At 70.5% G+C, this 24757-nt stretch carries 25 protein-coding genes and 1 pseudogene; 16 read left to right on the top strand and 10 right to left on the bottom strand.

Features of this window, described 5'->3' with window-relative positions; all coding sequences use genetic code 11:
- Nucleotides 1-10 precede the first annotated feature (10 nt).
- From ABGB08_RS16565 to ABGB08_RS16550, 4 genes are all read left to right on the top strand, one after another.
- On the top strand, nucleotides 11-400 hold the full coding sequence (locus ABGB08_RS16565; RefSeq protein ID WP_347591146.1) for a hypothetical protein: 390 nt from the start codon (nucleotides 11-13) through the stop codon (nucleotides 398-400).
- A complete protein-coding gene (locus tag ABGB08_RS16560) occupies nucleotides 388-828 on the top strand; it encodes a GtrA family protein (RefSeq protein WP_347591144.1) in 441 nt (146 codons plus the stop codon). Before ABGB08_RS16565 ends, ABGB08_RS16560 begins: the two co-directional genes overlap by 13 nt.
- Before the next feature lie 75 nt (nucleotides 829-903).
- Entirely contained in the window at nucleotides 904-1119 is a 216-nt protein-coding gene (locus tag ABGB08_RS16555) for a hypothetical protein (protein WP_347591142.1), read from the top strand.
- A 102-nt stretch (nucleotides 1120-1221) separates the two neighbouring features.
- The gene (locus ABGB08_RS16550) at nucleotides 1222-2040 is read left to right on the top strand and encodes a neutral zinc metallopeptidase (RefSeq protein WP_347591140.1); all 819 of its coding nucleotides are present in this window, start codon (nucleotides 1222-1224) and stop codon (nucleotides 2038-2040) included.
- 376 nt (nucleotides 2041-2416) lie between these two features.
- Here ABGB08_RS16550 and ABGB08_RS16545 read toward each other — a convergent pair whose 3' ends face one another.
- Nucleotides 2417-2557 carry a hypothetical protein gene (locus tag ABGB08_RS16545; protein ID WP_347591138.1) on the bottom strand — a complete coding sequence of 47 codons (141 nt, stop codon included), beginning with the start codon at nucleotides 2555-2557 and terminating at the stop codon, nucleotides 2417-2419.
- Between the two features lie 239 nt (nucleotides 2558-2796).
- Between ABGB08_RS16545 and ABGB08_RS16540 the strand changes: the two genes are divergently transcribed.
- Nucleotides 2797-3543: a hypothetical protein gene (locus tag ABGB08_RS16540; RefSeq protein ID WP_347591136.1), complete on the top strand. Its 747-nt coding sequence runs from the start codon at nucleotides 2797-2799 to the stop codon at nucleotides 3541-3543.
- Nucleotides 3544-3623: 80 nt separating this feature from the next.
- On the opposite strand, the pseudogene ABGB08_RS16535 reads toward ABGB08_RS16540, so the two are convergent.
- Nucleotides 3624-3908 (bottom strand): annotated as a pseudogene (locus ABGB08_RS16535) (zinc-binding dehydrogenase); the annotation flags it as partial.
- Between the two features lie 18 nt (nucleotides 3909-3926).
- Nucleotides 3927-4685: an SDR family NAD(P)-dependent oxidoreductase gene (locus ABGB08_RS16530; RefSeq protein ID WP_347591134.1), complete on the bottom strand. Its 759-nt coding sequence runs from the start codon at nucleotides 4683-4685 to the stop codon at nucleotides 3927-3929.
- 91 nt (nucleotides 4686-4776) lie between these two features.
- On the opposite strand from ABGB08_RS16530, the gene ABGB08_RS16525 reads away from it, so the two are divergent.
- The 4 genes from ABGB08_RS16525 to ABGB08_RS16510 all read left to right on the top strand — a co-directional run bounded on the left by ABGB08_RS16525 (nucleotide 4777) and on the right by ABGB08_RS16510 (nucleotide 7484).
- Entirely contained in the window at nucleotides 4777-5184 is a 408-nt protein-coding gene (locus ABGB08_RS16525; protein ID WP_347591132.1) for a nuclear transport factor 2 family protein, read from the top strand.
- Entirely contained in the window at nucleotides 5184-5942 is a 759-nt protein-coding gene (locus ABGB08_RS16520) for an SDR family NAD(P)-dependent oxidoreductase (protein WP_347591130.1), read from the top strand. The genes ABGB08_RS16525 and ABGB08_RS16520 overlap by 1 nt, the downstream gene beginning before the upstream one ends.
- Before the next feature lie 83 nt (nucleotides 5943-6025).
- Nucleotides 6026-7036 (top strand): LLM class flavin-dependent oxidoreductase, encoded by a 1011-nt coding sequence (locus ABGB08_RS16515; RefSeq protein WP_347591128.1) that lies wholly within the window; start codon nucleotides 6026-6028, stop codon nucleotides 7034-7036.
- Nucleotides 7029-7484: a nuclear transport factor 2 family protein gene (locus tag ABGB08_RS16510; protein ID WP_347591126.1), complete on the top strand. Its 456-nt coding sequence runs from the start codon at nucleotides 7029-7031 to the stop codon at nucleotides 7482-7484. Before ABGB08_RS16515 ends, ABGB08_RS16510 begins: the two co-directional genes overlap by 8 nt.
- Before the next feature lie 9 nt (nucleotides 7485-7493).
- Here ABGB08_RS16510 and ABGB08_RS16505 read toward each other — a convergent pair whose 3' ends face one another.
- From ABGB08_RS16505 to ABGB08_RS16490, 4 genes are read right to left on the bottom strand one after another with little or no spacing between them, the layout of a single operon-like run.
- Nucleotides 7494-8111: a TetR/AcrR family transcriptional regulator gene (locus ABGB08_RS16505; protein WP_347591124.1), complete on the bottom strand. Its 618-nt coding sequence runs from the start codon at nucleotides 8109-8111 to the stop codon at nucleotides 7494-7496.
- 41 nt (nucleotides 8112-8152) lie between these two features.
- Nucleotides 8153-9145: an ABC transporter permease gene (locus tag ABGB08_RS16500; protein WP_347591122.1), complete on the bottom strand. Its 993-nt coding sequence runs from the start codon at nucleotides 9143-9145 to the stop codon at nucleotides 8153-8155.
- A gap of 2 nt (nucleotides 9146-9147) precedes the next feature.
- Entirely contained in the window at nucleotides 9148-11628 is a 2481-nt protein-coding gene (locus ABGB08_RS16495) for an ATP-binding cassette domain-containing protein (protein ID WP_347591120.1), read from the bottom strand.
- Nucleotides 11629-11633: 5 nt separating this feature from the next.
- Nucleotides 11634-12749 carry a substrate-binding domain-containing protein gene (locus ABGB08_RS16490; protein ID WP_347591118.1) on the bottom strand — a complete coding sequence of 372 codons (1116 nt, stop codon included), beginning with the start codon at nucleotides 12747-12749 and terminating at the stop codon, nucleotides 11634-11636.
- A 257-nt stretch (nucleotides 12750-13006) separates the two neighbouring features.
- Here ABGB08_RS16490 and ABGB08_RS16485 point away from each other — a divergent pair, with 257 nt between their 5' ends.
- Nucleotides 13007-14791, top strand: a complete 1785-nt coding sequence (locus ABGB08_RS16485; protein ID WP_347591116.1) for an NAD(P)/FAD-dependent oxidoreductase — start codon at nucleotides 13007-13009, stop codon at nucleotides 14789-14791.
- Between the two features lie 52 nt (nucleotides 14792-14843).
- Here ABGB08_RS16485 and ABGB08_RS16480 read toward each other — a convergent pair whose 3' ends face one another.
- The 3 genes from ABGB08_RS16480 to ABGB08_RS16470 all read right to left on the bottom strand — a co-directional run bounded on the left by ABGB08_RS16480 (nucleotide 14844) and on the right by ABGB08_RS16470 (nucleotide 19170).
- The gene (locus ABGB08_RS16480) at nucleotides 14844-15740 is read right to left on the bottom strand and encodes a cyclase family protein (RefSeq protein ID WP_347591114.1); all 897 of its coding nucleotides are present in this window, start codon (nucleotides 15738-15740) and stop codon (nucleotides 14844-14846) included.
- A 93-nt stretch (nucleotides 15741-15833) separates the two neighbouring features.
- Entirely contained in the window at nucleotides 15834-17402 is a 1569-nt protein-coding gene (locus tag ABGB08_RS16475) for an AMP-binding protein (RefSeq protein WP_347591112.1), read from the bottom strand.
- Nucleotides 17403-17457: 55 nt separating this feature from the next.
- Nucleotides 17458-19170: a helix-turn-helix domain-containing protein gene (locus ABGB08_RS16470; RefSeq protein ID WP_347591110.1), complete on the bottom strand. Its 1713-nt coding sequence runs from the start codon at nucleotides 19168-19170 to the stop codon at nucleotides 17458-17460.
- Between the two features lie 221 nt (nucleotides 19171-19391).
- Here ABGB08_RS16470 and ABGB08_RS16465 point away from each other — a divergent pair, with 221 nt between their 5' ends.
- From ABGB08_RS16465 to ABGB08_RS16440, 6 genes are read left to right on the top strand one after another with little or no spacing between them, the layout of a single operon-like run.
- Nucleotides 19392-20384 carry an LLM class flavin-dependent oxidoreductase gene (locus ABGB08_RS16465; protein ID WP_347591108.1) on the top strand — a complete coding sequence of 331 codons (993 nt, stop codon included), beginning with the start codon at nucleotides 19392-19394 and terminating at the stop codon, nucleotides 20382-20384.
- A gap of 56 nt (nucleotides 20385-20440) precedes the next feature.
- The gene (locus ABGB08_RS16460; protein ID WP_347591106.1) at nucleotides 20441-21358 is read left to right on the top strand and encodes a cyclase family protein; all 918 of its coding nucleotides are present in this window, start codon (nucleotides 20441-20443) and stop codon (nucleotides 21356-21358) included.
- Nucleotides 21355-22527 carry an acyl-CoA dehydrogenase family protein gene (locus ABGB08_RS16455; protein ID WP_347591104.1) on the top strand — a complete coding sequence of 391 codons (1173 nt, stop codon included), beginning with the start codon at nucleotides 21355-21357 and terminating at the stop codon, nucleotides 22525-22527. Before ABGB08_RS16460 ends, ABGB08_RS16455 begins: the two co-directional genes overlap by 4 nt.
- A 19-nt stretch (nucleotides 22528-22546) precedes the next feature.
- Nucleotides 22547-23671 carry an acyl-CoA dehydrogenase family protein gene (locus ABGB08_RS16450; RefSeq protein ID WP_347591102.1) on the top strand — a complete coding sequence of 375 codons (1125 nt, stop codon included), beginning with the start codon at nucleotides 22547-22549 and terminating at the stop codon, nucleotides 23669-23671.
- Complete coding sequence (locus ABGB08_RS16445; RefSeq protein WP_347591100.1) at nucleotides 23668-24036, top strand: hypothetical protein; 369 nt, start codon at nucleotides 23668-23670, stop codon at nucleotides 24034-24036. Before ABGB08_RS16450 ends, ABGB08_RS16445 begins: the two co-directional genes overlap by 4 nt.
- Nucleotides 24033-24743, top strand: coding sequence for an SDR family oxidoreductase (locus ABGB08_RS16440; protein ID WP_347591098.1), 711 nt, complete (start codon nucleotides 24033-24035; stop codon nucleotides 24741-24743). The genes ABGB08_RS16445 and ABGB08_RS16440 overlap by 4 nt, the downstream gene beginning before the upstream one ends.
- The last annotated feature ends 14 nt before the right edge of the window (nucleotides 24744-24757 follow it).

The following is a 24757-nucleotide window of genomic DNA, read 5'->3' as shown; positions in this document are numbered from 1 at the left end:
GATCCGGCTCGTGGCGGCCCTGACGGCCGCCGCCGTGGCGGTGCCGTCCGCCGTGCTCTTCGCCGCCCAGGCGTCCGGCGCCCCGGGCGCGCGTCCGGCTCCCGCCGTCCAGGCCACCCCCGGCCCGCATGTGCTGCCGTTCGCGAAGAAGCTGCGGTCGCCCCGGCCACGGCTCACCGCCCGGCCGAAGAAGACCGCCATCCCGGCGAGCATCGACGGCTGCGACCACGCCTACGGCACGGCCGGGCAGTGCGTGCCGTGGGACTTTCCCAAGCTGGCCAGAGGCGAGAGCCGCTGCGACTGGATCCGGGCGCACAAGCTCGCCGGGATCACCGTCAACAACCCGCGGGACCGGCACCGGCTGGACCCCGACCGGAATGGGATCGCATGCGACAACTGACGTACCGCGCCGCGACGGCACTGGTGCGGCGGCACCGGCGCAAGATCACCTTCGCCGGCGTCGGCGGCACCTGCTTCGCGGTGCAGTACCTGCTGCTCACCAGCCTGATGGTGGCAGGCGTGCGCGCCCCCATCGCCAACGCGGTGGGCATCGCGGTCTCGGCCCAGCTCAACTTCACCCTCAGCTCCCTGCTGACCTGGAAGGACCGGCCCGGCGGATCCCCGCGCCGGGTGCTGGGCCGGCTGCTCGCCTACAACGCGACCGCGATGACCGCACTCTGCGTGAACACCGCGGTCTTCACCCTGGCCTACCGAACGGCGGGCATCTCCGCCGCCGCGGCGGCCGGGGTGGCCGCCGGCATGGTGTTCAACTACGCCGGCTCGAACCACCTGGTGTTCCGCGGACATCGGCCGGGCCTCCGGGGGTGAGGCGGTGCTACGGGTGACGGCCCGCGGGTCGGTGTCCTCCTCGCGGTCGCCGCCACTCCGGGTGCGCAACCGCTGGTGGCGGTGTTCCAGCCGCGCGAGGAGACCTACCCCTTCGGCGCCGACGACTTCTCCTACCTGCCGACGGTACTGCCCGGCCTGATGATGTTCGTCGGGGTGGACACCGGCGAGCGAGCCCGCCTGCACGGCGCCGACTTCCTACCCCCGGACGAGGCCGTGACCGACGTGGCACCGGTCATGCTGGCCGGATACCTCGCCGCCGAAGCCGAGTAATCGGGGCTGCGACGGCGACGGTGCCGACGATTTTGACCGGGAGCGCAAGGACTGACATGCGGATCTTGCGGGCACGGTACGGCTAGGCTACCTTCCCGCCTCATGCGCACCCCGCTTTTCTTCACTCTCGCCGTGGCCCTGATCACCGGGCTCCTCCCTGGGCCGGCGGCCGGGGAGACCGCAAGTGCGACCCAGATCGGCTCATACGTTCGGGCGCCGGCCATGCCCGCGGTGCTGGCCAGCAACCCCCTCTATCGGACGGGCCCGCTTCCCCGGCGGGCCTGCTCCGTCCCAGGAGTCAGGAAGAACGACCCCAAGTCGGCCGCGAAGTACCTGCGCGCCTGGCTCGGCTGCCTGGACGAGTCGTGGCGGCCGCTGCTGAAAGTCGCGCGGCTGCCCTTCGCCAAGCCTATGGTCCGCTTTGTCACCGATCCCGGCACCGAGGTCTGCGGCACCGGCTGGCAGGGGGTCGGCGTGGCACAGTACTGCGACAGGACGATCGTCATCTACCTGAAGGACAGCCTCCTCAAGGCCCCTGACGGGCTCGTCCTCCTGGACATCGTCGCCTACCAGTACGGCAATCACATCCAGGACCTGTCCGGCATCGGCAAAGCAGCCGACAGCCTGATGGGCAGTGGCGAGTCCCAGCAGGAGTCGGAGTACCTGCGCCGTTACAACCTCCAGGCCCACTGCCTGGCGGGTGCCTTCCTGGGGAGCGTCTGGAAGTCCCTCCACCGCCCTACGCGTGACTGGCGGAAATTCCTCGACGCCATGCGCGGTACCGGAGACGACATGAGGTCCACGGAGGAGCGATGGCACGGTACGGGCCGCAACATCGTGTACTGGGTGAACCGGGGATTCACGAAGCCGTCCCCCGCACGATGCAACACCTGGACCGTCGCCGGGAAGCTGGTCGCCTGACTCGAGACCCAACGGGTCCATTCCGGGAGCAGGCGTCCCACGGGGCACCGGTCGGCGCCGTCTTGAGGTAGAACGGTCACATGCTGAGACGGCTTCGCTGTGTATATCGAGGTCGCCGCCCTGCTCTCGCGCGGCAGCCGCGGTGGCGCACCTGACCGGCGGCGCGGCGTCAGTGCGTGTACGAGGCGCCGTCGACGTCGGCGACCGCCCCGCTGACCCACTCGGCCTCAGGAGAAGCGAGCCAGGCGACCGCCTGCCCGCGGAATGCCCCGCGGGAGCCGACGTTGACGATGCGCCCGCCTGCGGCGGTCCGCGGTCGCTCGCGCAGGTGCCGGGCGATCTCCCAAGCCAGTAAATATGGTGGCGACCTGGGCGGTTAGGCCAGGCCGGTCAGCAGCGCTTGACCCAAGGTCATGGCAGCGACATCGTGAAGCTGCCCGAACTCCAGTCCGCCTTCTTCCTGGGCGCTGCCCGCTTCGCCGGCCCTGACCCGGCGAACGAAGGGAGGAACCGACATGAGGAAAAAGCTCAGGGCCGGTTTTCGGCGAGCCGGTCGAAGAGTGGCTGACCAAGTCCGAGGTCCTGCTGATCCGACTCACCGGCGCGCACTCCAAGGGCGAGGGAAACATCTCCTTCCCCGCGATCCTGCCCAACGCCAACTGGGCACGATGGCCAACGCGTGTGACCTGGTGAAGCCCGAACGGGTGCACACGGCGTTCTTCCTGGGCGCGACCCAGCTGATCGGCCTGCCCTGAGATGAACGAGCAGCGCGTCGTGCGGTACGGAGATCGCGCCACACGACAGTATGCGGACCAGTTCTGTGAGCTCTTCCGTCGCCTCATACCAGCGAATCAGCAAATGTCGCCGACGATTATCCTCGGCCATGCCGCCGACCGGCGGCTTGCAGACTTCTCGCGCGAAGGCGACCCACAGCCGATCGATTACTCCCTCTATCTCGCGGTGCAGGGCGACCGTGTGGTCGGCTTCCTGAACCTGCTCACCAGCGTCGATCGCAACTACGCGCTCATCGACTACCTGGGTGCGCTGCCGTCCACCGGAGGCGTCAGCTGGACGATGCTGGAAACCGCCTGGCACGACCACGCGAAGACCCTGAAATCCCCGTTCACGCTGATTTTCGAGATCGCACCGCCCGTCGCCGAGTCAGCCCGATCACGCGCGAAGGCACGACTGTTCACTGAATACGCCCGGATGCGCGGCCTGGCCACTCGGAAAGCGCCCATCGACTATATCCAGCCGGACATGGACTATAAGGCGATGGAGGGGGCAACAGAACTGCCCGCGGACCTGTACATCGCGTCTAACCCCGATGCGCTGGCCGCCATGACAAAACTGAGCTACCTCCGGCTCGTCGAATCGATCTACTTCGATGGTTATGTGCGTACCGTCGGCATCGACGAAGACTACATGCGCTACATATCGCGCCTCTACGAAAAGCTACGCGCGAGCAACGAGGATAATCCTTCCCCTTCGAATTCAGGGTAAGGCCATCTGCTCCAGGACTTTGGTGCCCGCCCGGGTTTGCCGGACGGGCGTTCGCGCGTCGAGCCGGGTCAGGGCCGCCCTCACGGCACCAGCAGCCACCGCCCCCGCTGCCCGCCGCCGGCGACCTTGTCGTACGCCGTCGCGGCCTCGGCCAGTGGCACCCGGCCGGCCACCCGCAGCTCCAGGACGCCGGAGGCGGCGAGGGCGAGCAGCTCGGCGAGCCTCGCGCCGTCGGGCTCGACGTTCACGATGCCGATCTCGATGCCCCGCTCGGACGTCGCGGGAGACGCCGAGACCACGCCGACGAACGTCCCGCCGTCGCGGACGGCGACGAGGGCCGCCGCGTGCAGGACGGCGCCGTCGACGACGGCGTCGAACGATGCTCAGGCGAATGCCATGCCGCCGTCCACGAGCACGGATGCGCCGTTCATGTAGGTGCACCGCGGGGACACCAGGAATGCGGCGACCTCGGCCTGTTCGGCGGCGGTGGCGAGGCGGCCGAGGGGGATCCCGCTGACGAAGGTCTCCTCGCCGTTGCTCTCCCGGCCCGGTGGGTTCACCATCGGGGTGTCCGTGGCACCGGGGAGCAGGGCGTTCACCCTGACCCCGTGCGGGCCCGCCTCGGTGGCGGCGGCCCTGGTCAGGGCGATGACCCCGGCCTTCGTCGCGGCATAGGGCCCCATTCCCGGCACATTGCGCACCGCGCTCACCGAGGCGATGTTGAGGACGCGGCCCCGGCCCTGGCTGATCATGATCGGGAGGCCGTGCCGGAGCCCGAGGAAGACCCCCTTGAGGTTGACCGCCACGAGCCGGTCGAAGAACGTCTCGTCGAACTGGGCGATCGGCGCCGGGCCACCCGAGATGCCGGCATTGTTGACCAGGACGTCCAGCGAGCCATGGCGCTCGGCGGTCGTCCTGAGCAGGTGCTCCATCGCGGCCGACCGCGTGACGTCCACCGTCTGGAACTCGGCCGCACCCCCCATGGCGACGACGGCCGCGCAGGTCTGTTCGGCCGCTTCCGCGCGCCGGTCGGCGGCGACGACGAGCGCGCCGTCCTCGGCGAGCCGGAGCGCGATCGCCCGGCCGATGCCGCCGCCGGCTCCGGTGACGACCGCGACGGTGCCGGAGAGAACGTGTTCCATGGATCGGAGCGTACGCAGCCGCCGCCGGAGTGCTCCGAGCCGTTTCAAAGTGGGACGTTACGCGTCACATCCGCTCGGCCATGGTCGGAATGTGGAATCTAACCGGCAGCTTCGCGACGAGGTGATGGACCTCCACGCGCGGTACGCCAATGCCATCGACGACGGGGACGCGGAGGCGTGGGCCCGCTGCTTCACCCCGGACGGGGTGTTACGGACGAACCGCCCGCTGGAGGTGACAGGGCGGCCGGCCCTGCGCGCGTTCGCCGAGTCCTGGATCGCGTCCCGGCCCGGGCCGTCCCGCCACATCACGTGGCACCACCTGGTCCTGGAGGCGGAACTCGCGGGCCGCTGCTCGGCGGGACTGCTGGTGACCATGGCCGAGGGAGTCTCGATGAGCTACACGGCGGTCTACCGGGACAGGTTCGAACGGGTCCGCGCCGAATGGCTCCTGAAGGAGCGGGTGGTCGCGATCGACCGCCCCGAACGCTGGGAGAGCTGATGAGCATGCAGGGCAAGGTCGCCGTCGTCGCGGCGGGCGGATCCGGCATCGGCCGGATGACGGCGCTCGGACTGGCCGAGCGGGGCGCCCGGGTCGCGGTCATCGACCTGGACAAGGGAGCGGCGGAGGCGGTGGCGGCCCAGATCGGGGGCCAGGCGACCGCTCATGTGGCCGACTGCGGAATGGTGAGCGATCTCACGCGGGTGGTGGCGGAGATCTCCTCGCTCGTCGACCACGTCGACATCCTGTTCAACAACGTCGGCATGCCGAACCCGCACGGGATCATGGACATCACCGAGGAGCAGTGGCAGCGCTCCGTGGACGTCAACCTGAAGAGCGGCTTCTTCCTCACCCAGCTGCTGCTGCCCCTGATCCGGAAGTCCGGCCGTGGTGGCTCCATCGTCTTCACCTCCTCCGCGGCGGGACTGGTGGCGTCGTACACGACCCCGCTCTACTCGCTCACCAAGGCGGGGGTCATCGGTCTCGCCAAGGCGCTCGCGGTTCACCTCGCCCCCGAAGGCATCCGGGTCAACGCGGTCTGTCCCGGTCCGGTGCGTACGCCCATGCTGGCCGGATTCATGCAGAAGGACGCCGCGTTCACCGACGAGGTCGCGGACCTGTACGCGTCCCGGGTTCCCCTGGGCCGGGTCGCGGACGCGCGCGAGATCGCCGAAGCGGTCATCTTCCTGGCCAGCGACGCCGCGAGTTACATCACGGGCGTGCCGTTCCCCGTGGACGGCGGCTACGTTGCCCAGTAGCCCGCAGGCGTACGTCGTCGACGCGGTCCGGACCCCCATCGGCAACACGCTGGAGCGGGACGGCTGACGTGATGACGCAGAGGATGACGCGGAGCGGCGAAGAACGGCCGCTCAGGCGGGGTCTGGTGTTCGCGACCGCTGAGCTCGATCCCCTGGGCGACCTGGCCAGGCAGGCCGAGGCGGCGGGCTTCCAGCGGGTCTGGACGACGGAGTATCCCCATCGCGACGCGGTGGTGCGCGCCCTGGCGGTGGCGCTGCGCACCGAGACGATCGAGATCGGCACCGGCATCGCCTACGCCTTCGCGCGCGTCCCCCTGGCGATGGCGGCGATGGCCGCGGACGTGCAGCGCCTCTCCGGCGGCCGGTTCTCGCTCGGCCTGAGCCCCGGGACGCGAGGCGTACGGCGATGGTTCGGCGCGGACTTCGAACCGCCCGCGCCCGCGCTGGTGGCGTACGCCGCGGCGCTTCGTGCGGCGTGGAGCCAGAACGAGGACCTGGCGGGCCCGCCACCGCCCGTCCTCGGCGCGGCGCTCAACCCGGTCATGGGCCGGCATGTCGCGGCCCACCTCGACGGCGTCCTCCTGCACCCGCTGGCCATCGCCAGGCGGCACCTGGTCGAGCGGCTGCTGCCCGCGGTGGCGGAGGGATCGAGCGCCCGCGCGGGGCGCCCGCCCAAGGTGATCGCCTGGTGCGTCACCTCGATCGACCACGACGAGGAGGTCGCCCGGGCCCGGGCCAGGGCCCAGCTGGCCTTCTACTTCTCGACGCCGAGCTACCGGACCGTGGCGGCGGGGACCGGCTGGGAGCACATCCCGGCGGAGGTGCAGCGCGGCTTCAAGGCGGTCGGCGGCTCGTGGGCCCGGCTGGGCGAGCTGATCCCCGACAGCGTCGTGGACGAGCTCACCGTCTCCGGCACGCCGGCGACCGCCGCCCGCCGCGTCCGGCGGCTCGAGCGCGAGCTGGGTGACCTGGGCGTCACCGAGATCGCGTTCCAGACCGTGGGCGCGGAGGTGGGCGGCGCCGCGTTCGTGGCGAGCTGCCAACAGATCATCCACAGCCTGGCACCCGGCGCGACAGGAGAACCCGATGTCTGAGTACGAGGCGATCCGCCACCTGACGGCGGAGTACACGTTCCGGCTGGACGGCGGCGACTTCGCCGGCGTCGGCGAGCTGCTGTCCGACGCCGTGCTCCGTCCGGTGATGGCGGGCGTACGCGGTGACGAGCTTCGCGGCCGGGCCCAGATCGAGGCGTTCTACGTCGATCAGGTCATCACCTACAAGAGGGGCAGTCCGATGACCCGGCATCTCCTCACCAACCAGGTGATCACCCTGAACGGTGACGAGGCCACGTCCCGGTGCTACTTCACGGTGCTTCAGCGCCCTCCGGGGTTGCCGTACCGGATCGTCGTGGGCGGTCAGTACTTCGACAGGTTCGTCCGGCGGGCCGGGCGGTGGCGGTTCGCCGAGAAGACCATCCAGGTGGACCACCTGAACGAGATCGAGTTCCACTTCCGGATCGACGAGCGGCGCGCGCGCACCTGATCCGGCGCGTCAGGCGGTGACGATGCGCAGCGCCAGCTCCGCGTAGCCCCGCGCGACCGACTGAGCGTTCTTGGCGGTCGAGGGGCGGTACCAGTCGGGCAGTGCGGCGACGGCTGACAGGATGAAGAACGTGGCGAGCTTAGTGTCCAGCTCCCGGTCGGCGGCGCCCTCGTTCTTCGCCCCTTCGATCAGGGTCATGACGACCTGGTCGTAGTACTGGCGCTGGGCGAGCATGACCTTCCGCAGCTCGGGGTCGGCGTGGCGCCACTCCCGGGCGTACAGGCTGGCCCTGCGCAGGTGGAGCAGGGACCAGTCGGCATACCGCTCGATGAAGATCTGCAGGCGTTCGATGGCCGGCAGCTCGAGGGCGACGGCCGCCTCGGCGATCACGCGCACCTCGGCGTGCGAGTCCTCGAAGATCTTCTTGAGCAGGTCGCCCTTCGAGTCGATGTAGTAGTAGAGGCTTCCCTTGAGCATGCCCAGGGCGTCGGCCACATCCTGCACCGAGGTGGCGGAGTAGCCCTTCTCCCAGAACAGGTTGACGGCGGCCTCGATGACCTCCCGGTCGCGCGCCCGACCGCCGTCCAACGACTTCTTGGCAGTGCTCGCCTTGCTTGCCGGTCGCACCCGAATCTCCTCGCTCAGACCTTCCAAACGTTAGTTTGACTCTATCCCGTACGCCGGGCGCCCGCCCCCGCGAGCGTGCGCAGGCAGACGGCCAGCCCGATCGCCACGGCCTGCGCGAGCAGCTGGATGGACGTCGGCGCGCCCGCCGTCAGCAGCAACTGCGTCAGCTGGGTGAGGAACACGGCCGCGACGCCGCTGGCCACGACGCTGCCCTTGCCACCCGCCAGCGACGTGCCGCCCAGCACCACGGCGGAGATCGAGGCGAAGAGGTAGTCGTTGCCGATCCGCACCGAGGCGGACTCCAGGTACCCGAGCAGCAGGATCGCGGCGAGGGCGGCGCTCATCGACCCGAACACGTACGCGCCGATGACGTACCGGTCCACCGGCACGCCCGCCGACTTCGCCGCGGCCGGGTTCACCCCGGCCGCCACGAATCGCCGGCCGAGGACTGTACTGCCGACGCCGAAGGCCACGACGGCGACGAAGCACACGGCGGCCCAGAACACCAGCGGGACGCCGAGGACCTGGTGCGTGGCGAAGGAGACGAGCGCCGGCGGCGCGGCCACCGAGGGGAGGCCTCCGCTGTAGGTCAGCAGGACGCCGAGCAGGAGCGAGTTCACGGCCAGCGTCGTGATCAGCGGAGTGATCCCGGCCTTGGTCACCAGCAGGCCGTTGACGAGACCGACGCAGGCGCCGATGAGCAGCGTGCCCACCAGCGCCACCGCGAGGGTGACCCCGGTTTTCGAGATCAGCAACGGCGGAACCATCGCGCACAACGTCACGGCGCCCGGCACGGACAGGTCGATGCCGCGCTGCTGGACCACCAGCGTCTGCCCGACGGAGACGACGATGAGCACGGCCGAGAAGCTCAGCAAAGAGAGAACCGAGGACGAGGACAGCGACCGCGGCGCGACCAGCGCGCTGAGCACGAAGACACCCGCCGCGGCGGCCCAGATACTGCGATACTCCCAGCCGGACAGCAGCGCGTTCCCGCCGGTCGCGCGGGGCGTGCCGAGCGTGGTGGTCTGGTCCATTGCTAGGCGACCTCACTCATCTGGCGTGACTTCGAGAACGTGGCCACCGCGACCAGCGTCAGCGCACCGACGAGGTAGGACTCCCACGCCGTACTGAGGGACAGGAAGGGGATCGCGCCGAGGATCTGCTGGACCAGAAGCGCGCCCAGGACGGCCCCGAGGAACGAGCCGCGCCCGCCGAAGATGCTGGCGCCACCGATCGCCGCCGCGCTGATGCTGGTCAGCGTGTACGTCGTCCCCGCCGCGGGATCCCCGGAACCGACCTGGGCGATCAGGCACACGGCGGCGGCCGCGGTCAGCAGCCCGCAGCCGACGAAGGCGGCCAGCCGGATCACTGCCGCGCGAGCGCCTGCCAGGCCAGCGCGCCTCTCGTCGGATCCCACCGCGCGAAGGGCGAGGCCCGCCCATGATCTGCGCAGCGCGAACTGGAGCGCGATCGCACCGGCCACGGCGACCAGGAAGGCCACGGGGACGACGCCGATCTGGGCTCCCAGGCCGGTGACGATCCGGGTGTCGATGACACCACCGGGCTGGGGGCGCAGGAGCAGTGATCCGGACTGGAGCGCGAAGAAGGTCGCGAGGGTGGCGACGAGCGGGGGGAGCTTGAGCGCGTCCACCAACGCCCAGTTGAGCGCGCTGACCGCGATGGCCACCACGACGATCAGGATCCAGCCGAGCGCCTGGCGGCCCTGGGCATCCTCAGCGGTGAGAAAGAAGGAGCCGACGACCACGAGGAACCCCATGAGGGGGCCTACCGAGAGGTCGATCGCGCCGACCATCATCACCGTCGTCTGCGCCATCGCCACGAACATCAGCGGCACCACGAGGGCGAGCAGCGACGAGATGTTGAAAGTCGAGAGGTACATCGGGTTCCGGGTCGCCACGTACACACCGAGGGCGACCATGGCGGCGGCGATGAGGATCGCCGGCGCGGAGTCGCCCGCCAGCCAGGACAGCAGCCGACCGGCGCCGCCTTTCGCGGCCTGCCGCCGGCCGGTGGAGGCCGTCAGGGCCGCGGCCGTGATCGTCTCCTCGGTCAGCTCCGCACCCGACACCTCCGCCACGACGGTTCCTCTGGAGAACACCAGGACCCGGTCACAGAGCCCGGCGAGCTCGAGCGCGTCGGAGGAGACCACGAGGATCGCCGTGCCGGTGCCGGCCGCGAGTCTCCTGAGGTAGGCGTAGATCTCGACTTTGGACCCGACATCCACGCCCTGGGTGGGCTCGTCGATGAGCAGGACGCGGGGGTCGGTGGCGAGGATGCTCCCCAGCACGGCCTTCTGCTGGTTGCCACCGGACAGGCTCGCGATCGGCGCCGACGCGCTCGCCGCCTTGACCGCGAGCCCGTCCAGGGTCGCGGCGACCAGCTCGCGGCTCCGCCGGGCGCTGACCACGCCCCACCGGGACGCAGAGCCGAGGTTCCGGAAGACGATGTTCTCGGCGACGCTGAGCTCGCCGAGCACGCCTTCCCGATGGCGGTCGCCGGGAAGGAACGCGAACCCGTGCTTCCTGGCCGACCGGGGGCGGTGCACCCGGACGACGCTGCCGTCGACGCGGACCTCTCCCCGGGAGCCGCCGAGCCCGGCGAGCGCGCGCAGCGTCTCCCGCTGGCCGTTCCCCTCGATCCCGGCCAGCCCGACCACCTCGCCGGGGCCGACCCGGAGGTTGACCCCCTGGAACCCGGCGCTCCGGAAGTCGGCCAGCTCGAGCCGCGGGGGCGCCGGCGCGGCCGGGGTGGGCTTGGCGGGGAAGGTCGCGTCCAGAGTCCTGCCGATGATCAGGGCGACGATGTCGGACTCGGACAGCGCGCCGACGGGATACGTCCCGCGGACCCGTCCGTCCCGGAGCACGGTGATGACGCCGGCGACCGCGCGCACCTCGCGGATCCGGTGGCTGATGTAGATCACCGCGCAGCCCTGCCGCGCGAGCGCCCGGACCTTGCCGAAGAGGCGCTCCACGTCCCGTTCACCGAGGTGCTCGGTCGGCTCGTCCAGGATGAGCACCTTCGGACGCGAGGACAGCGCGGCCGAGATCTCGACGATGAACCGCTCCTCGGCCACGAGCTGGGACACCCGGGCGTCCGGACGGATCCGGGTCTCCTGGTCCCACTCCCGCAGGCACCCCTCGGCCCACCGCGACATCGCCCCCGGCCGGGGGCGATGGGCCGGTGGGACCTTGAGATACAGGTTCTCGGCGACGGTCAGGTCGGGGAGCAGCGCGGGTTCCTGCCGCACGATGGCCACGCCGAGCGCGCGCGCCAGGTCCGGCCCGCCGTCCATCGGCCGGCCCGCGACCTCGACCGTGCCGCGGTCGGGAACCAGCGCTCCGGAGATCACCGCCATCAGCGTCGACTTGCCCGCGCCGTTCTCGCCGACGACCCCGTGCACCTCGCCGGCCCCGACCTCCAGCGCGACCTCGTCAAGCGCCGTGACGCCGGGAAACGTCTTGGTGACCGCGCTGACGCGAAGGGCTGTGGTTTCCATCTCCGCTAGCTCTTGAACAGCTCGGTGAGCTGCGACTCGGTGAGGTCCGCGGTGAGGTCCGCGTCCGGCGGCAGGGCCGGCTTGCAGTCCGGCGCCGTGCCGTTGGGGAGGTAGGTGAACGGCTCCGGGTGCAGCTTCGCCGACTCGGTGTTGGCGGTTCCCTGGAACGCCGCGACCCCGATGCGGAGCGCGAGCCTGGGCAGGCTGGAGGTCTGGCCCATGACGAGGAACGGGTACGGCTTCTTCGCCCAGTCACAGCCGATCTCGTTGTTGCTCGTGATCGAGGCGACGACCGGCCGTTCCATGTTCGCGCTGTCGTAGGCCTGGATGGCGCCGGTGTCGGGTCCGTTGAAGTCGCTGACGATCGCGTCGATACGGCCGTGCTTGGACAGCAGGCCGGTCATCACCTTCCGGCGCAGGGCCGGGTCCCAGTTGGTGTCCTGGACCCGGTCGTCGACGATCTCGATCTCGGGGTACGCCTTCATGGCCTCCTGGAAGGAGGCGAAGAACTGGGTGCTCGTCTCGTTGCCCGGCGTGCCGCCAAGGAACGCGACCGTGCCCTTGCCCACCTGCTCGTGCAGGAAGTCCGCCCACTTCTTGCCGATGAAGTCGGTGTCGAAGGTGACCGCGTCCACGAAATCGGTGCCGGGCTTCCCCCCGGCGTCGCCGAGGATGGTGACCACCTTGACCCCGGCCTGGGTGGCCTTGCTGATCGCGGGGAGTTCGGCGACACCGTAGTCGGCGGAGATGACCAGGACGTTGACACCCTGCGCGACATAGCTGGTGATGTCGGAGATCGCCTTCTGCTGGTCGTTGATCGCCTGGGCGAACAGCGCCTCCGTCACGTTGCCGCACTTGGCGGCCTCGTCCTTGAACTCGGCGGCGGCCTGCAGGACCCAGGTGTTGCCGCCCGCGCTCTTGAGGAAGCCCACCTTCATGGGCTTGGTCCCGCAGAACCGCGTGATGTCGCCGCCCGAGCCGGACTGCTGGAATCCTTCTTCGGCCTTGCGGGGGCCTGCCGTGGCGGTGTTCGCGGCGTTGTTCTCGGTCGAGCACGCGGCCGCCAGCGCGAGGCCGACCACGCTCACCAGGAGCATTGTCGTGGACTTGCGTCGATGCATGATTCGGTTTCCTTGCTCTGTCACGGCCGGGCTGGAGCCCGCTGCGGGTTCCATGCACTCCTGCTCAGAGCAGGGCGCCGTCGGATGCCCAGATGGTGCCAGCGCGGGTGACGACGATCGGACAACGTCTCAAGTCGAGACACTGGAGTGCTCACACGGCCGGGCGTATTGAAGTGAGACAGTCCGCCCGCTGGACCGGCGGCCACACTCGCCACAGTGAAGGGCGAAGTCCGCTCCGATGTGGCTAGGAGGAACACGTGGCAGACATCGACGTAGATGTGGAGGCTCTGCGCGAGAAGTACCGCGAGGAACGCGACAAGCGGCTCCGGACGACCGGAACGGACCAGTACACGTTCGCCGAGGGCCGGTACGCCCATTTCGACGACGACCGGCACGCTGCCCCGCCGGCGTTCCGGGAGCCCCGCCACGAGGAACTGGACGTGCTCGTCATCGGCGGCGGTTTCGGTGGCTTGCAGGCCGCCGCGACCATGCGTTCGGCCGGCATCCACGATTTCCGGATCCTCGACGTCGCGGCCGACTTCGGCGGCACCTGGTACTGGAACCGCTACCCGGGGATCCGCTGTGACGTCGAGTCGTACATCTACCTGCCGTACCTGGAGGAGACCGGGTTCATTCCGAGCGAGCGCTACGTGACCGGAGCGGAGATCTTCAAGTACTGCCAGAAGCTCGGCCGCCACTTCGGGCTGTACGAGCGCGCGCTCTTCCAGACCAAGGTCACGGGCCTGGAGTGGGACGAAGAAGCGGCGCGCTGGACCGTCAGCACGTCGCGAGGCGACCGGCTGAGGCCGCGATTCGTCGTCACCCAGAGCGGGATCTTCAACCGGCCCCAGCTGCCCGGCATTCCTGGCATCGAGACCTTCCAGGGCCACATGTTCCACAGCGCGCGCTGGGACTTCGCGTACACGGGCGGCGACTCCACGGGTGGCCTCGACCGGCTCCATGACAAGCGCGTCGGGGTGATCGGGACCGGGGCCACCGGGCTGCAGATGGTGCCGAAACTGGCCGAGGGCGCCCAGCACCTGACCGTCTTCCAGCGCACTCCGACCGCCGTGGGGGTCCGGGACAACGGCCCCACCGACCTGGAGTGGTTCAAGTCCCTGCCGGCGGGCTGGCAGAAGGCGCGCGAGGACAGCTTCAACCGCCTCATGTCCATGGAGGACGTCGACTGTCCCGTCGACGACGGGTGGGCCCGCTTCTTCCGCCACCAGCTGGAAGCCGTCGAACGCCTGCCCGAGGCGGAGCGGACTCCCGAGGCGATCGGGTCGGCGACCGAGGCGGCCGACTACGAGTGGGGTGAGAGGCTGCGCGCCCGGGTCGACACCATCGTCCATGATCCGCGGAAGGCCGAGCTGCTGAAGGCCTACTACCGGACGCTCTGCAAGCGGCCCGGCTTCAGCGACGACTACCTGCCCGCCTTCGACCGGGGCAACGTGAGCCTGGTCGACGTGAGCGGGGGCATCGAGCGGATCACCGAGCGCGGAGTCGTGGTGGACGGCGTCGAACACGAACTCGACTGCGTGATCTTCGCGACCGGCTTCGAGCTGGGCACGACCTGGTGCCACCAGGCCGGCTACGACGTCGTCTCCCGAGGCGGTGCGCGGCTGTCGGAGAAGTGGGCCGACGGCATCAAGACCTTCCACGGTCTTTTCAGCCACGGCTTCCCGAACAGCTTCTTCATGGGGCTCACCCAGACGGGTACGACGATCAGCGTCCCGCACATGTTGCAGGAGCAGGTGAACCACATCACCCACATCGTCAGGCACTGCCTCGACGCGGGGGTCACCCGCGTCGAGGCCACGGTCGAAGCCGAGCGGGAGTGGCAGCAGGTCATCGCGGCGAAGACCGCGCTGCGGCGGCCGTTCCAGGAGGCGTGCACCCCTGGCTACTTCAACGCCGAGGGCAGGCCCGAGGACATGCGGAGCGCCATCGGTTCCGGGATGTACTTCCCCTCCACCGAGTTCTTCGCCATGCTCGCGGACTGGCGGCGGTCCGGGGACTTCGCGGGGCTGGAACTCACCTGATCCGCGTGAACAACGACCTCCCTCTCTCCTGGAGAGGGAGGTCGTTGTCGTTTCAGCCCACGGCGACGGGGTTCACCGGGCTGGCGGTGGCTCCGGTGATCCGCAGCGGGCTCACCATGAAGAGGAACTCGTGGCACCGGTCGGCGGCGAGCTCCGACAGGTTGAGATGCTCGATGAGGTAGATGCCGTGGCGGACGAGCAGCTCGACATGGCTGCCGAGGAACTCGTCGCGGTCGAAGGGCTGGGCCTCGACGGCGGTGTTGTCGGAGCACACCGCCACGACGTCCCGCGAGGCGAGGAAGGCGGCCGCCTCGAGCCCGATCCCCGGCTGCACCAGGGACATCTCCTGACCGTTGGCGAAGAACCAGTCCACCCAGCCCGTACGGATCAGCGCCGCGTCACCCGGTTGCAGCTGGACGCCCTGGGATTTGAGGGTGTTCTCGAGGTCCTCCTGGGTGATGACGTAGCCGGCCTCGAGCCACTCGACCTGCTTGTATCCCGCGACATCGATGAGGACCCCCCGCGTCACGATGGGGCCGGCCTTCTCGATGCCGCATCGGGCCGCGCCGCCGTACGTCTCCATGGCGTCGTTGCCGAAACCGTTGTACGTCCTGCCGTCGGAGTAGACGTGGCAGAGGGCGTCCATGTGCGTCGAGGTGTGCGACGCGAGCGTCAGCACGTCCTCGTGACATCCCACGCCGGGCTTTCCGCCGTACGGCTCGTACATGTGCTCGTCGAGATGGTTCAGCAGGGTCAGCCGCTGCGGAGTCCCCCGGTAGTCGACCAGGGGGATGCCCGCGCGCTGGATCGGCAGGCCCAGCGGGTAGACCTTGCCGGTGCGGGAGACCCTGGTCGCCGCCAGCGTGGTGCCGGGGTCCAGCAGGTTCAGCGCACCGCGTTCGTCGTCGGCTCCCCACCGGCCCCAGTTGCCGATCTTCTGTTCGGTCATCTCACGTCCTCCTCGGCTCAGTCGCATGTCAGGCTAGGAGCGGGCGGGCCCGAGGTGGCCGGATCGTCTCGCACTGAGACAGGTCCCGCGTTGTTAGGCGGTCAGCCGGGAGGCCACCTGTTCACGAAGCCGGACGCGGGAGATCTTGAGGCTGGTGGTGCGCGGCAGCTCGGTCATGAAGATCACCTGGGTGGGCTTCTTGTAACTCGCGAGCTCCCGCCTGCAGTGCTGGATGACGGCGTCCTCGGTCAGGTGCGAGCCGTCCGGCCGCTTCACCACGACGGCCACGACCGCCTGCCCCCAGCGGGGGTGCGGCACACCGACGACCGCGACCTCCCTGACCTCGGGGATGGCGGCGATGCAGATCTCGACTTCGCTCGGGTAGACGTTCGCGCCACCGCTCACGATCAGGTCGGTCCGCCGGTCTGAGACCGTGACGTACCCGTCCGGGTCGATGGTTCCCGCGTCACCCGTGCGGTACCAGCCGTCGGCGAGCGCCGCCGCGGTGGCGTCCGGGCGGCGCCAGTAGCCCGCCATCAGCGCCGGGGACGAGAGGCAGAGCTCGCCGACCGAGACACCGTCGTGGGGCAGCTCCGCTCCCTGGCCGTCCACCACCTTGATGTCGACGTCGACCGCCGCCCGCCCCACACCGGCGAAGATCCCCGACTGGCGGGTGGCGCCCAGGTAGTCGCTGGGAACGGTCGCGGTGGCCAGCCCGCCCGAGTGTTCGGTCATCCCCCAGCCTTCGATCAGACGGTTCCCCACCACGTCGTAGAGCGCGCCGAGGTGGTCGGCACTGGCCCGGCTGGCGGAGTGCAGCACCGAGTCCAGGGACTGCCACGCGGCCCGGCGGCGAGAGAGCGCCTCGGTCATCTCGGGCAGGAGCGGGGACGGTACGTAAGTGAACGTGGCGCGGTCGCGTTCGATGACGTAAAGCAGCGAGTCCGGGTCCCACTTGCCCATGATCGTGACCGTCCCGCCGAGGCTCAGCGCGCACAGCACGTGGGCGGGCACCACGGCCACGAACGACATCGATCCGGTCAGCGCGACCGCCGGCCACCCGCTCAGCCGGAACGACCGCGCGTTCATCCGGGCGATGGCCAGCACGCTGCGATGGGTCAGCATCGCCCCTTTGGGCTTCCCGGTGGTGCCGCTGGTGAATCCGAGGATGAAGAGGCTGTCCGAAGCCGGCGGCGGGAGCTCCAGCGAGGCACCACCCGCGACGAGCGCCTCGTACTCATGGGCCGGCAGGCCGCTCCCGGGCGGCGAGACGAGAAGCAACTCGCCGGACATATCCGCAAGCGTGGCGACGCGCTCCTCCAGGCCAGGAGTCCAGAGGAGCGCGCGGGCCTCGCTGTCCGCGAGGATGTACGCCGCCTCGGAGGCGGTGAAGCGCGCGTTCACCGGGCAGACCACCAGCCCGGCCTTGGCACAGGCGAAGTACACCTCGACGTGCTCGGCGCAGTCCTCCATCCAGGCCGCGACGCGATCCCCCGGCTTCAGGCCAAGACCCACCAGCCCGTTGGCCAGCCGGGTGCTGCGTTCGTGCAGCTCGGCGTAGGTGCGCTCGGTGCCGGCCCGATCCCTGATCGCCACCCTCGCCGGCGCGCGACGCGCGCCGATCGCCACGATGTCCCCGACTGACTTCGGATAGGTCTTCACACCAGTGAATCCTGGCGGGATCCCCGCCGCCCGGGCCGTCCCAATGTGAAACGCCTCAGCCCCCGAGCAGGTCGGGATCCAGTTTGTAGGCCTTCATCTTGCGGTAGAGCGTCGCCCGCCCGATCTCCAGGAGCTCCGCGGCCTGGGTCTTGTTGCCGCCCGCCTCCGTGATCGCCTGGATGATGGCGGAGCGTTCGATGTGCTCGATGCGGCGCAGCCGCCGGCTGCCTCGCTGGTAGTGCGCGGGCAGGTCGGACAGGGTGATCTCGGAGCCGCGGCTGCGGTTGAGCATCGCGGAGAGCACGCTGTCCAGCTCGCGGACGTTGCCCGGCCACTCGTAACGCATCAGGGCGTGCAGCACCGGCGGGGCGATCCTGACCCGGGCTCCGCGGCGGCTGATGAGGGCGGGAGCCAGGTCCAGGATGTCCTCGGGCCGTTCCCGCAGCGAGGGAACGGTCAGCCGGACGCCGAAACCCGCCGCCTTCGCGACGCGCGCGGCCGAGCCGGAGGTGAGCGTGGCGATGACCCGGCTGGCATGGTTCTCGGCGGTCTCCGCGAGCGTCGCGAGGTGGCTGTTGAACTCCTCAGAACGGTCTCCTATCCCCTTCACGATGACGCAGCGCGAACCGGCGCTGAGCACATCGCCGAGCTCGCGGAGCAGGTTCGCCTCGTTGACGCTGGGGGTGTTGCTCACGTCGAACACCACCGGCTTGCCGGTGCGCCGCGCGATGAGCTTGGCGACCGTGAACTTCCCCACGCCGGCCTCGCCGTCGATCACGAGCGGGAAAGTCGAAGCACCGACCTCCTGGATCCGCTGGTTGACGTGCTTGGCCGCGGGGCTGCGGCCCAGGAAGCCGAACTCCTTCGGGCCGCCGAACCGCCCGGTGACGACCGTGCCCGGCGAGCGGCGGGAGGAGCTCGCCGGAATGGTCAGCTGCACGAGCGTCCCGATGCGCCGGCCGGCCAGCCTGATCTGCTCGAACCTCGCCACGGCGACCTCGCCGTTGCTCAGCGGCACCTCCACCGGTCGCCGCTCCGCACCCTCGCCGAGGTCCTCGGCCCGCTGTCCCAGCAGCGCCCTGTCGTCCGCGCCGAGCAGCTTCGACGCCGCCGCGGAACTGAACTCCGCGCGGTCGCTCAGCACGACGACCGAACGGCCCGGGCGCTTGGTCGCCGACATGAACGCCTCCAGGAGGCAGCGCTCGGCGGCCGAGCCGAGTTCGACGAGGCGGTCCTCGATCGCCTTGGCCGCCTGCATCGCCATGGGCATCATCAGGGGGCTCGCCCGGTGGAGCAAGGTGGTGAGGTCGACGGCGCCCTCCAGCCGCTGGGTGAGGGGGTTGACGATGGGAACGGCCGCGCAGGCGAGGTCCCGCAGCACCTCGAGATAGTGGTCGTTCCCCGTGGTCCAGGTCGCGATGCGCTCCTCGAGGGCGATCCCCACCGCGTTCGTGCCGGAGAACTCCTCGCTCCAGACGAACCCGGGCGCGCTCTGACCGGCTTCCATCCGCCGCGAGAGCTCGTCGTCGTCGCACCGGATCAGCAGCAGCTGACCGGCGGCGTCGGTGAGCACGGCCGAGGTGCCGCACCCGGGCAGCCACTCGGCGAGCCGGTCCATGACCGGCTCCGCGGCGCGCAGGAACCTGCCACTGGCCTCGAAATCCGCCTGGTAGGGGAGCGTCAGCCTGTCCCCCCGGTCCAGGCCGCACATGCGGGAACGCTCCCAGGAACGAAGGATCAGCGGCTGTCCCGAAGGTGAGGGAGTCATGCTCGCTCCATTCAACCAAACGGTAGGATGGGAGCACCCTACCCCTCTGACCAGCGCGGCACCAGACCCGCGACGCCATCGGCTCGGCGGGGAGCCCTGACTCGCCGGCTTGACTGTCCCAATCTGGAACGGTCGCCCTTCGCCCGCGGGCCGCCGCGATCAGAGTGGCGCGACAGGCGGGCGGTGCCGTTCCGGCATCCGGTGAGAGAGGGCTGACCCAGATGGCTCCCAGCAGATTCGGCGTCTTCTACGACTTCCGCAACCCGGCTCCCTGGCGCGAGCCGTGGGACGTGCGCTATCGCAAGATCCTTGAGCAGATCGACTGGGTGGAGTCCACCCCGGCTTTCGGTGAAGTGTCGGTCTCCGAGCATCACTTCGTCGACGACGGTTACACGCCGTCGGTGCTCGCGCTGTCGGCCGCGATCGCCGCCCGTACGACCCGGGTCGGCGTCTCCACCAACATCCTGCAGCTGCCGCTGCACCATCCGCTCCGGGTGGCCGAGGACGCCCTCACCGTGGACGCGCTGTCGGCGGGGCGGTTCCGGCTCGGCGTCGCCGTCGGCTACCGCGAGCTGGAGTTCCAGGCACTGGGCACGTCGACGCGAGACCGGGCCTCCCGGATGGAGGAGGCCCTTCAGATCCTCCGGCTGGCGTTCTCCGGGGAGCCCTTCCGGTTCGAGGGCAGGCACTGGTCGATCCCGGAACTCGGCGTCCGGCCGGGGCCGGTCCGCCCGGGCGGGCCGCCGATCTGGCTGGGCGGTACGGCTCCCGCCGCCCTCGACCGCGCCGCGCGGACCGCCGACGGCTTCATGGCGTCGGTCAACGCGGAGGTCGTCGCGTTCCACGGGGCCTGCGAGCGCCTGGGCGCCGGCCGGAAGCCCGCCTCCAGGACCGCGTGGATGGTGGTGGACGAGGATCCCGAGCGGGCCCTCGCGGCGCTCGGCGAGCACATGCTCTACCAGGTGAACCAGTACATCGACTACGGGTTCCTGAAGGTCCCGCCCTACACCGACCCGCGCCGGCTGATCCAGGAGGGGTTCTACACCTTCGTGGACGCGGAAGGCGCGCTGGCCGCGCTGGCCGAGGCCGGTGCGGCCGGTGTCGACGAGGTGCACTTCTTCGGCATGCTGCCCGGCGAGGACGTGGCGGCGGCGACCGTCCGGCTGGAGTACCTCGCCGCGAAGGTGCTGCCGCGGCTGGCCTCCGGCCGTTGACAGGGCTGGTCAGAGCCACTTAATCTACCAAACATTCGGTAGAATTCGGAGGGAAGATGAGACCGGCGTACGACCTGCTCCCCGTGCTCGACGGGCTGGGGCTCCCGCACGCGTGGGATGTGCTCGATCACGAGCTGGGCAGCCTCTCGCTGCTGACGCCCGAGCTCAGACGGGAGGCCGCCGCCCTGGTCAGCGCCGGTGAGTCCGTCTCGCTCGACCTTCCCCTCGGCCTGATCGACCCGCCGCTGTACGGCCGGTCGGCGCACCGGCATCGCCACGTCCAGGTCGGTCGGAACACCTACGAGGACGTGATCGACGACTTCAACCCGCAGTCGGGTTCCCAGTGGGACGGGCTCCTCCACGTCCGGGCCCGGGAGTTCGGTTTCTTCGGCGGGGAGACCTCGTTCGAGCAGGCGTCACGAGGTCCGGGGATATCGCGGTGGGCGCGCGCGGGCATCGTGGGGCGGGGCGTGCTGCTGGACATCGCCCGCTGGGCCGAGGCCCAGGGATCGCCCATCGACCCGCTCTCCGGACACGTGATCGGCGACGAGGACCTCCGCGCCTGCGCGGACCATCAGGGCGTCGAGCTCAGGACCGGAGACATCCTCTGCGTCCGCACCGGCTGGGTCTCGGCCTACCGGGGACTGGCCGCCGGGTCCCGCGCGTCCCTCGCCCCCCGCTGCACCGGGCTCCGCGCCGATGCCGCCATGGCGCGGTTCCTCTGGGACGGCCAGGTGGCCGCGGTCGCGGCGGACAACCCCGCGCTGGAGTCGACCCCGGGCGACCCGGCCGTGGGGTCCCTCCACCGCCGCCTGATCCCCCTGCTGGGGATGGCCGTGGCCGAGCTGCTCGACCTCGACGCCCTGGCCGCCAGGTGCGCGGAGCTCGCCCGGTGGGAGTTCCTCTTCGTCGCTGTCCCCCTTCCGCTCGCGGGCGGGGCCAGCTCGCCCTCCAACGCCCTGGCGGTGCTGTGAAGCTTCTCGACCATCACGTCCTGGGTCCCGCGCTCCCGCGAGCCCCCTACGACCATCCCTTCCGCGCCGAGTTCCGCGCCTGGCTGCGGGAGCACGCCACCGGAGAGCCGGAACCGCTGGACCAGGACGCGCGCTTCGAGTTCCGCAGGCGCTGGCACCACACCATGGCCGAAGGCGGCTGGACCGGCCTGCACTGGCCCGTCGAGTACGGCGGCCGCGGCGCGGACCCGGTGCTGCAGTTCATGTACTACGAGGAGCTGGCCCTGGCGCGGGCGCCGGAACCGGTCAACACGCCGGGCTTGATCCTGCTCGGCCCCACCCTGATGGCGCACGGCTCCGACCTGCTCAAGCGCGCCTTCCTCCCGGGGATCCTGTCGGGCGGCCAGATGTGGTGCCAGGGCTTCTCCGAGCCCGACTCCGGCTCCGACCTCGCCTCGCTGCGGACGCGGGCCGAACCGGACGGGGACGGCTGGGTGGTGACCGGCCAGAAGACCTGGACCACCTTCGGCCAGTACGCCGACTTCTGCTTCGTGCTGGCCCGCACCGAGCCCGGCTCGGCCCGCCATCACGGCCTCAGCATGCTCATCTGCCCGCTGGACCAGCCGAACGTGACCGTCCACCCGATCCAGCAGATCAGCGGCGACGCCGAGTTCTGCGAGATCTTCTTCGAGGGCGCCCGGGTTCCCCGCGACTGGGTCGTGGGCGAGGCCGGCCAGGGCTGGCAGGTGGCGATGACCCTCTTCCAGTTCGAGCGGGGCGACCAGGGCTACACCGACCATGCCCGGCTGCTCGTCCGCCTGCTCGACTGCGAACGCGTCCTCGGGGATCCCGGCGACCTCCCGCCGGAGCGGGTCCACGCCGCGCGCGAGGATCTGCGCCGGCTCTGGGTGCGCTGCCAGGAGCTCCGCCTTCTCAACTACCGGGGGACGCTGCTGGCCGCGGCGGGCCAGAGCCTGGGCGCCGTCGGGTCGATGACCAACCTGGTGTGGGGCGAGCTCGAGAAGGACCTCGGCAGCCTGCAGGCCGAGGTGGCCGGCGCGCGCGGCCTGGTGCTCGGCCGGCCCGACACCCACCACCGGCTGGCCAGCCGGGCCGCCTCCATCTACTCCGGCACCAGCGAGATCCAGCGCAACATCATCTCCGAGCGTCTCCTCGGACTACCGCGATGAGCCAGGAAGGACGCAGCCGGTGATCACCGACCCGCTCACCTCAAGCGATCATCTAGAGATCAGCGCGATCGTCGGCGACTTCACCCAGCGCGTCTTCAGCTCGGACCGCGTTCGCGAGGCCGCCGCCGGCGCGCCCGGGTTCGACGAGCCCGCCTGGAAGCAGATGGTCGAGCTCGGCTGGTCGGGCCTCGGGGTGCCCGCCGTGGCAGGCGGCGCGGAACTCGGCGTGTTCGTCCAGTGCATTGTGCACCGTGAGCTCGGCGCCCGGCTGGCGCCCTCGCCGTACCTGGCGACCTCCGCCTTCTCGGCCACGGCCCTGGCCGAGCTCGCGGATCCAGAGCTCTCCGGCGGCCTGCTGGCGGCGATCGCGGGGGAGCCGACCCTGCTCGCCCTGGTTCTCGGGCACGGACGCGGCTGGTCGTCCGCGCCGTCGCCGCTGGTGACCGCCACCCGCTCCGGCACGGGCTGGGTCCTCGACGGTGCCGTCCCCCTGGTCCCCGACGCGGCCCGAGCGCAGCGGCTGATCGTCGTCGCGGCGATCGACGGGCAAAACTGGGGGCTGTTCGGCGTGGACGCCAAAGGCGTCAGCCACCCGGTACGGACGGTCGACAGCACCCGCGCCTTCGGCGACCTGCTGCTGCGGGAGACGCCGGCCGTGGCCCTGCACCGGGAGACCTTCGACCGGGCCAGGATCGACGCTCTCGTGGACCGCCTCGCGGTCTTCCTGGCGGCCGAGATGGTGGGCGCCGCGATCGCCTGCCTCAACCAGACGCTCGACTATCTGCGCACCCGCCGGCAGTTCGGCCGGCCCATCGGCTCCTTCCAGGCCCTCAAGCACCGCTGCGCGGACCTCGCCGTCGGCCTCACCACGGCCCAGGAACTCGTGTTCGCCGCCGCCGAGACCGCCGACACGGGTGACGCCGCGGCCCTGGCCCTGTTCGCCCCGCTGGCCCTGGCCAGGGCGGGGGAGGCGCTGAAGCGCACGTCAGAGGAGGGCATCCAGCTCCACGGCGGCGTCGGGTTCACCGACGAGTTCGACATCGGCCGGTACTACAAGCGGGCCCTGGCCGACCTGGAGATCCTGTCCGGACCGGTCACCGCGTACGCGCGCATGGACGCGGTCCGCAGGGGGTGGCCGGCATGAGACCCGTGCTGATCCGGCCCGCCGATCCGCGCAGTCTGGACGAGGTGGGCGACGGGCTGCGGGCCGCGTTCGTCGCGGTGCGGGACGCCGTGGCCGGGGGCCGCCCGGTGGTGATCCTCGTCCGCGCGGGCGACCTGCTCGGACATCACTCGGTGTACGGCGCGGCCTACGCGAACGGCCTGGCGGGGATCGCGCGCGCGGCCGGGTTCGAGGGCGCCCGCGCCGGCTGGCAGGTCAACGTCGTGGCCCTCCCCGACGGGGACGCCGGGGACGAAGAGGCGATCATCACGGCGGTCCGCGACCTCGGACTGACCGGCCAGGTGCTGACACTCGGCGCCGGACTCATCGGGAAGGTGATCCCATGACGCGGATCGCGGTCGTCACCGGCGGCGCGCGCGGGCTGGGACTCGCCATCGCGCGGCTCCTGGCGGACCGCGGCCACGCCCTCGTGCTCGTGGACCGGGACGACGCGGTGCGGGACACGGCCGAGCAGTTGCGTACGGCGAGCGCGGTCGTCACGGACCTGACCGCCGACGAGGACGTGCGCCGCGTCCGTGACTTCGTCCGCGAGACCCACGGTTCGGTGGACGTCCTGGTCAACAACGCCGGAATCACGAGGGACGCCCGGCTGGCCACGATGACGGAGGCGGACTTCACCGCCGTGGTCGAGGTGAACCTGCTCGCCGCGATGAGGCTGACCTTCGCGCTCGAGGAGGAGCTCCGGGACGGCAGCTCGGTCGTCAACATGAGCTCCAGGGCGGCGCTCGGCAACTTCGGCCAGGCGAACTACGTCGCGTCGAAGTCGGGCCTGATCGGCTTCACCCGGGGTCTGGCGCTGCGCTGGTCCCCCAGGGTCCGCGTCAACGCCGTGGCGCCCGGCCTCATCGACTCCCCGATGAGCAGGGCGATGCCGCCGCGGGTTCTCGACGGCCTCGTGGCCAGGATCCCCGCCGGGCGGATCGGCGAGCCCGAGGACGTGGCGAAGGCGGTCGCCTTCCTGGCGTCCGACGACGCGTCCTACATCACGGGCCAGGTCCTGACGGTGTGCGGAGGGCGCAGCATCGCCCCGTGAAATTCTCCCAAATG

Source organism: Acrocarpospora sp. B8E8, assembly GCF_039871605.1.
In the GTDB taxonomy this organism is placed as follows: domain Bacteria; phylum Actinomycetota; class Actinomycetes; order Streptosporangiales; family Streptosporangiaceae; genus Acrocarpospora; species Acrocarpospora macrocephala.
The sequence above is the reverse complement of the archived record's forward strand: the minus strand, read 5'-3'. Positions and strand labels throughout refer to the sequence as shown.

Bases quoted from the DNA above. Each gene is read 5' to 3' on its own strand.
- ABGB08_RS16560 (WP_347591144.1), top strand. From the start codon at position 388: ATGCGACAACTGACGTACCGCGCCGCGACGGCACTGGTGCGGCGGCAC.
- ABGB08_RS16550 (WP_347591140.1), top strand. From the start codon at position 1,222: ATGCGCACCCCGCTTTTCTTCACTCTCGCCGTGGCCCTGATCACCGGG.
- ABGB08_RS16545 (WP_347591138.1), bottom strand. From the start codon at position 2,557: ATGTCGGTTCCTCCCTTCGTTCGCCGGGTCAGGGCCGGCGAAGCGGGC.
- ABGB08_RS16540 (WP_347591136.1), top strand. From the start codon at position 2,797: ATGAACGAGCAGCGCGTCGTGCGGTACGGAGATCGCGCCACACGACAG.
- ABGB08_RS16530 (WP_347591134.1), bottom strand. From the start codon at position 4,685: ATGGAACACGTTCTCTCCGGCACCGTCGCGGTCGTCACCGGAGCCGGC.
- ABGB08_RS16520 (WP_347591130.1), top strand. From the start codon at position 5,184: ATGAGCATGCAGGGCAAGGTCGCCGTCGTCGCGGCGGGCGGATCCGGC.
- ABGB08_RS16515 (WP_347591128.1), top strand. From the start codon at position 6,026: ATGACGCGGAGCGGCGAAGAACGGCCGCTCAGGCGGGGTCTGGTGTTC.
- ABGB08_RS16510 (WP_347591126.1), top strand. From the start codon at position 7,029: ATGTCTGAGTACGAGGCGATCCGCCACCTGACGGCGGAGTACACGTTC.
- ABGB08_RS16500 (WP_347591122.1), bottom strand. From the start codon at position 9,145: ATGGACCAGACCACCACGCTCGGCACGCCCCGCGCGACCGGCGGGAAC.
- ABGB08_RS16495 (WP_347591120.1), bottom strand. From the start codon at position 11,628: ATGGAAACCACAGCCCTTCGCGTCAGCGCGGTCACCAAGACGTTTCCC.
- ABGB08_RS16490 (WP_347591118.1), bottom strand. From the start codon at position 12,749: ATGCATCGACGCAAGTCCACGACAATGCTCCTGGTGAGCGTGGTCGGC.
- ABGB08_RS16480 (WP_347591114.1), bottom strand. From the start codon at position 15,740: ATGACCGAACAGAAGATCGGCAACTGGGGCCGGTGGGGAGCCGACGAC.
- ABGB08_RS16470 (WP_347591110.1), bottom strand. From the start codon at position 19,170: ATGACTCCCTCACCTTCGGGACAGCCGCTGATCCTTCGTTCCTGGGAG.
- ABGB08_RS16465 (WP_347591108.1), top strand. From the start codon at position 19,392: ATGGCTCCCAGCAGATTCGGCGTCTTCTACGACTTCCGCAACCCGGCT.
- ABGB08_RS16460 (WP_347591106.1), top strand. From the start codon at position 20,441: ATGAGACCGGCGTACGACCTGCTCCCCGTGCTCGACGGGCTGGGGCTC.
- ABGB08_RS16445 (WP_347591100.1), top strand. From the start codon at position 23,668: ATGAGACCCGTGCTGATCCGGCCCGCCGATCCGCGCAGTCTGGACGAG.
- ABGB08_RS16440 (WP_347591098.1), top strand. From the start codon at position 24,033: ATGACGCGGATCGCGGTCGTCACCGGCGGCGCGCGCGGGCTGGGACTC.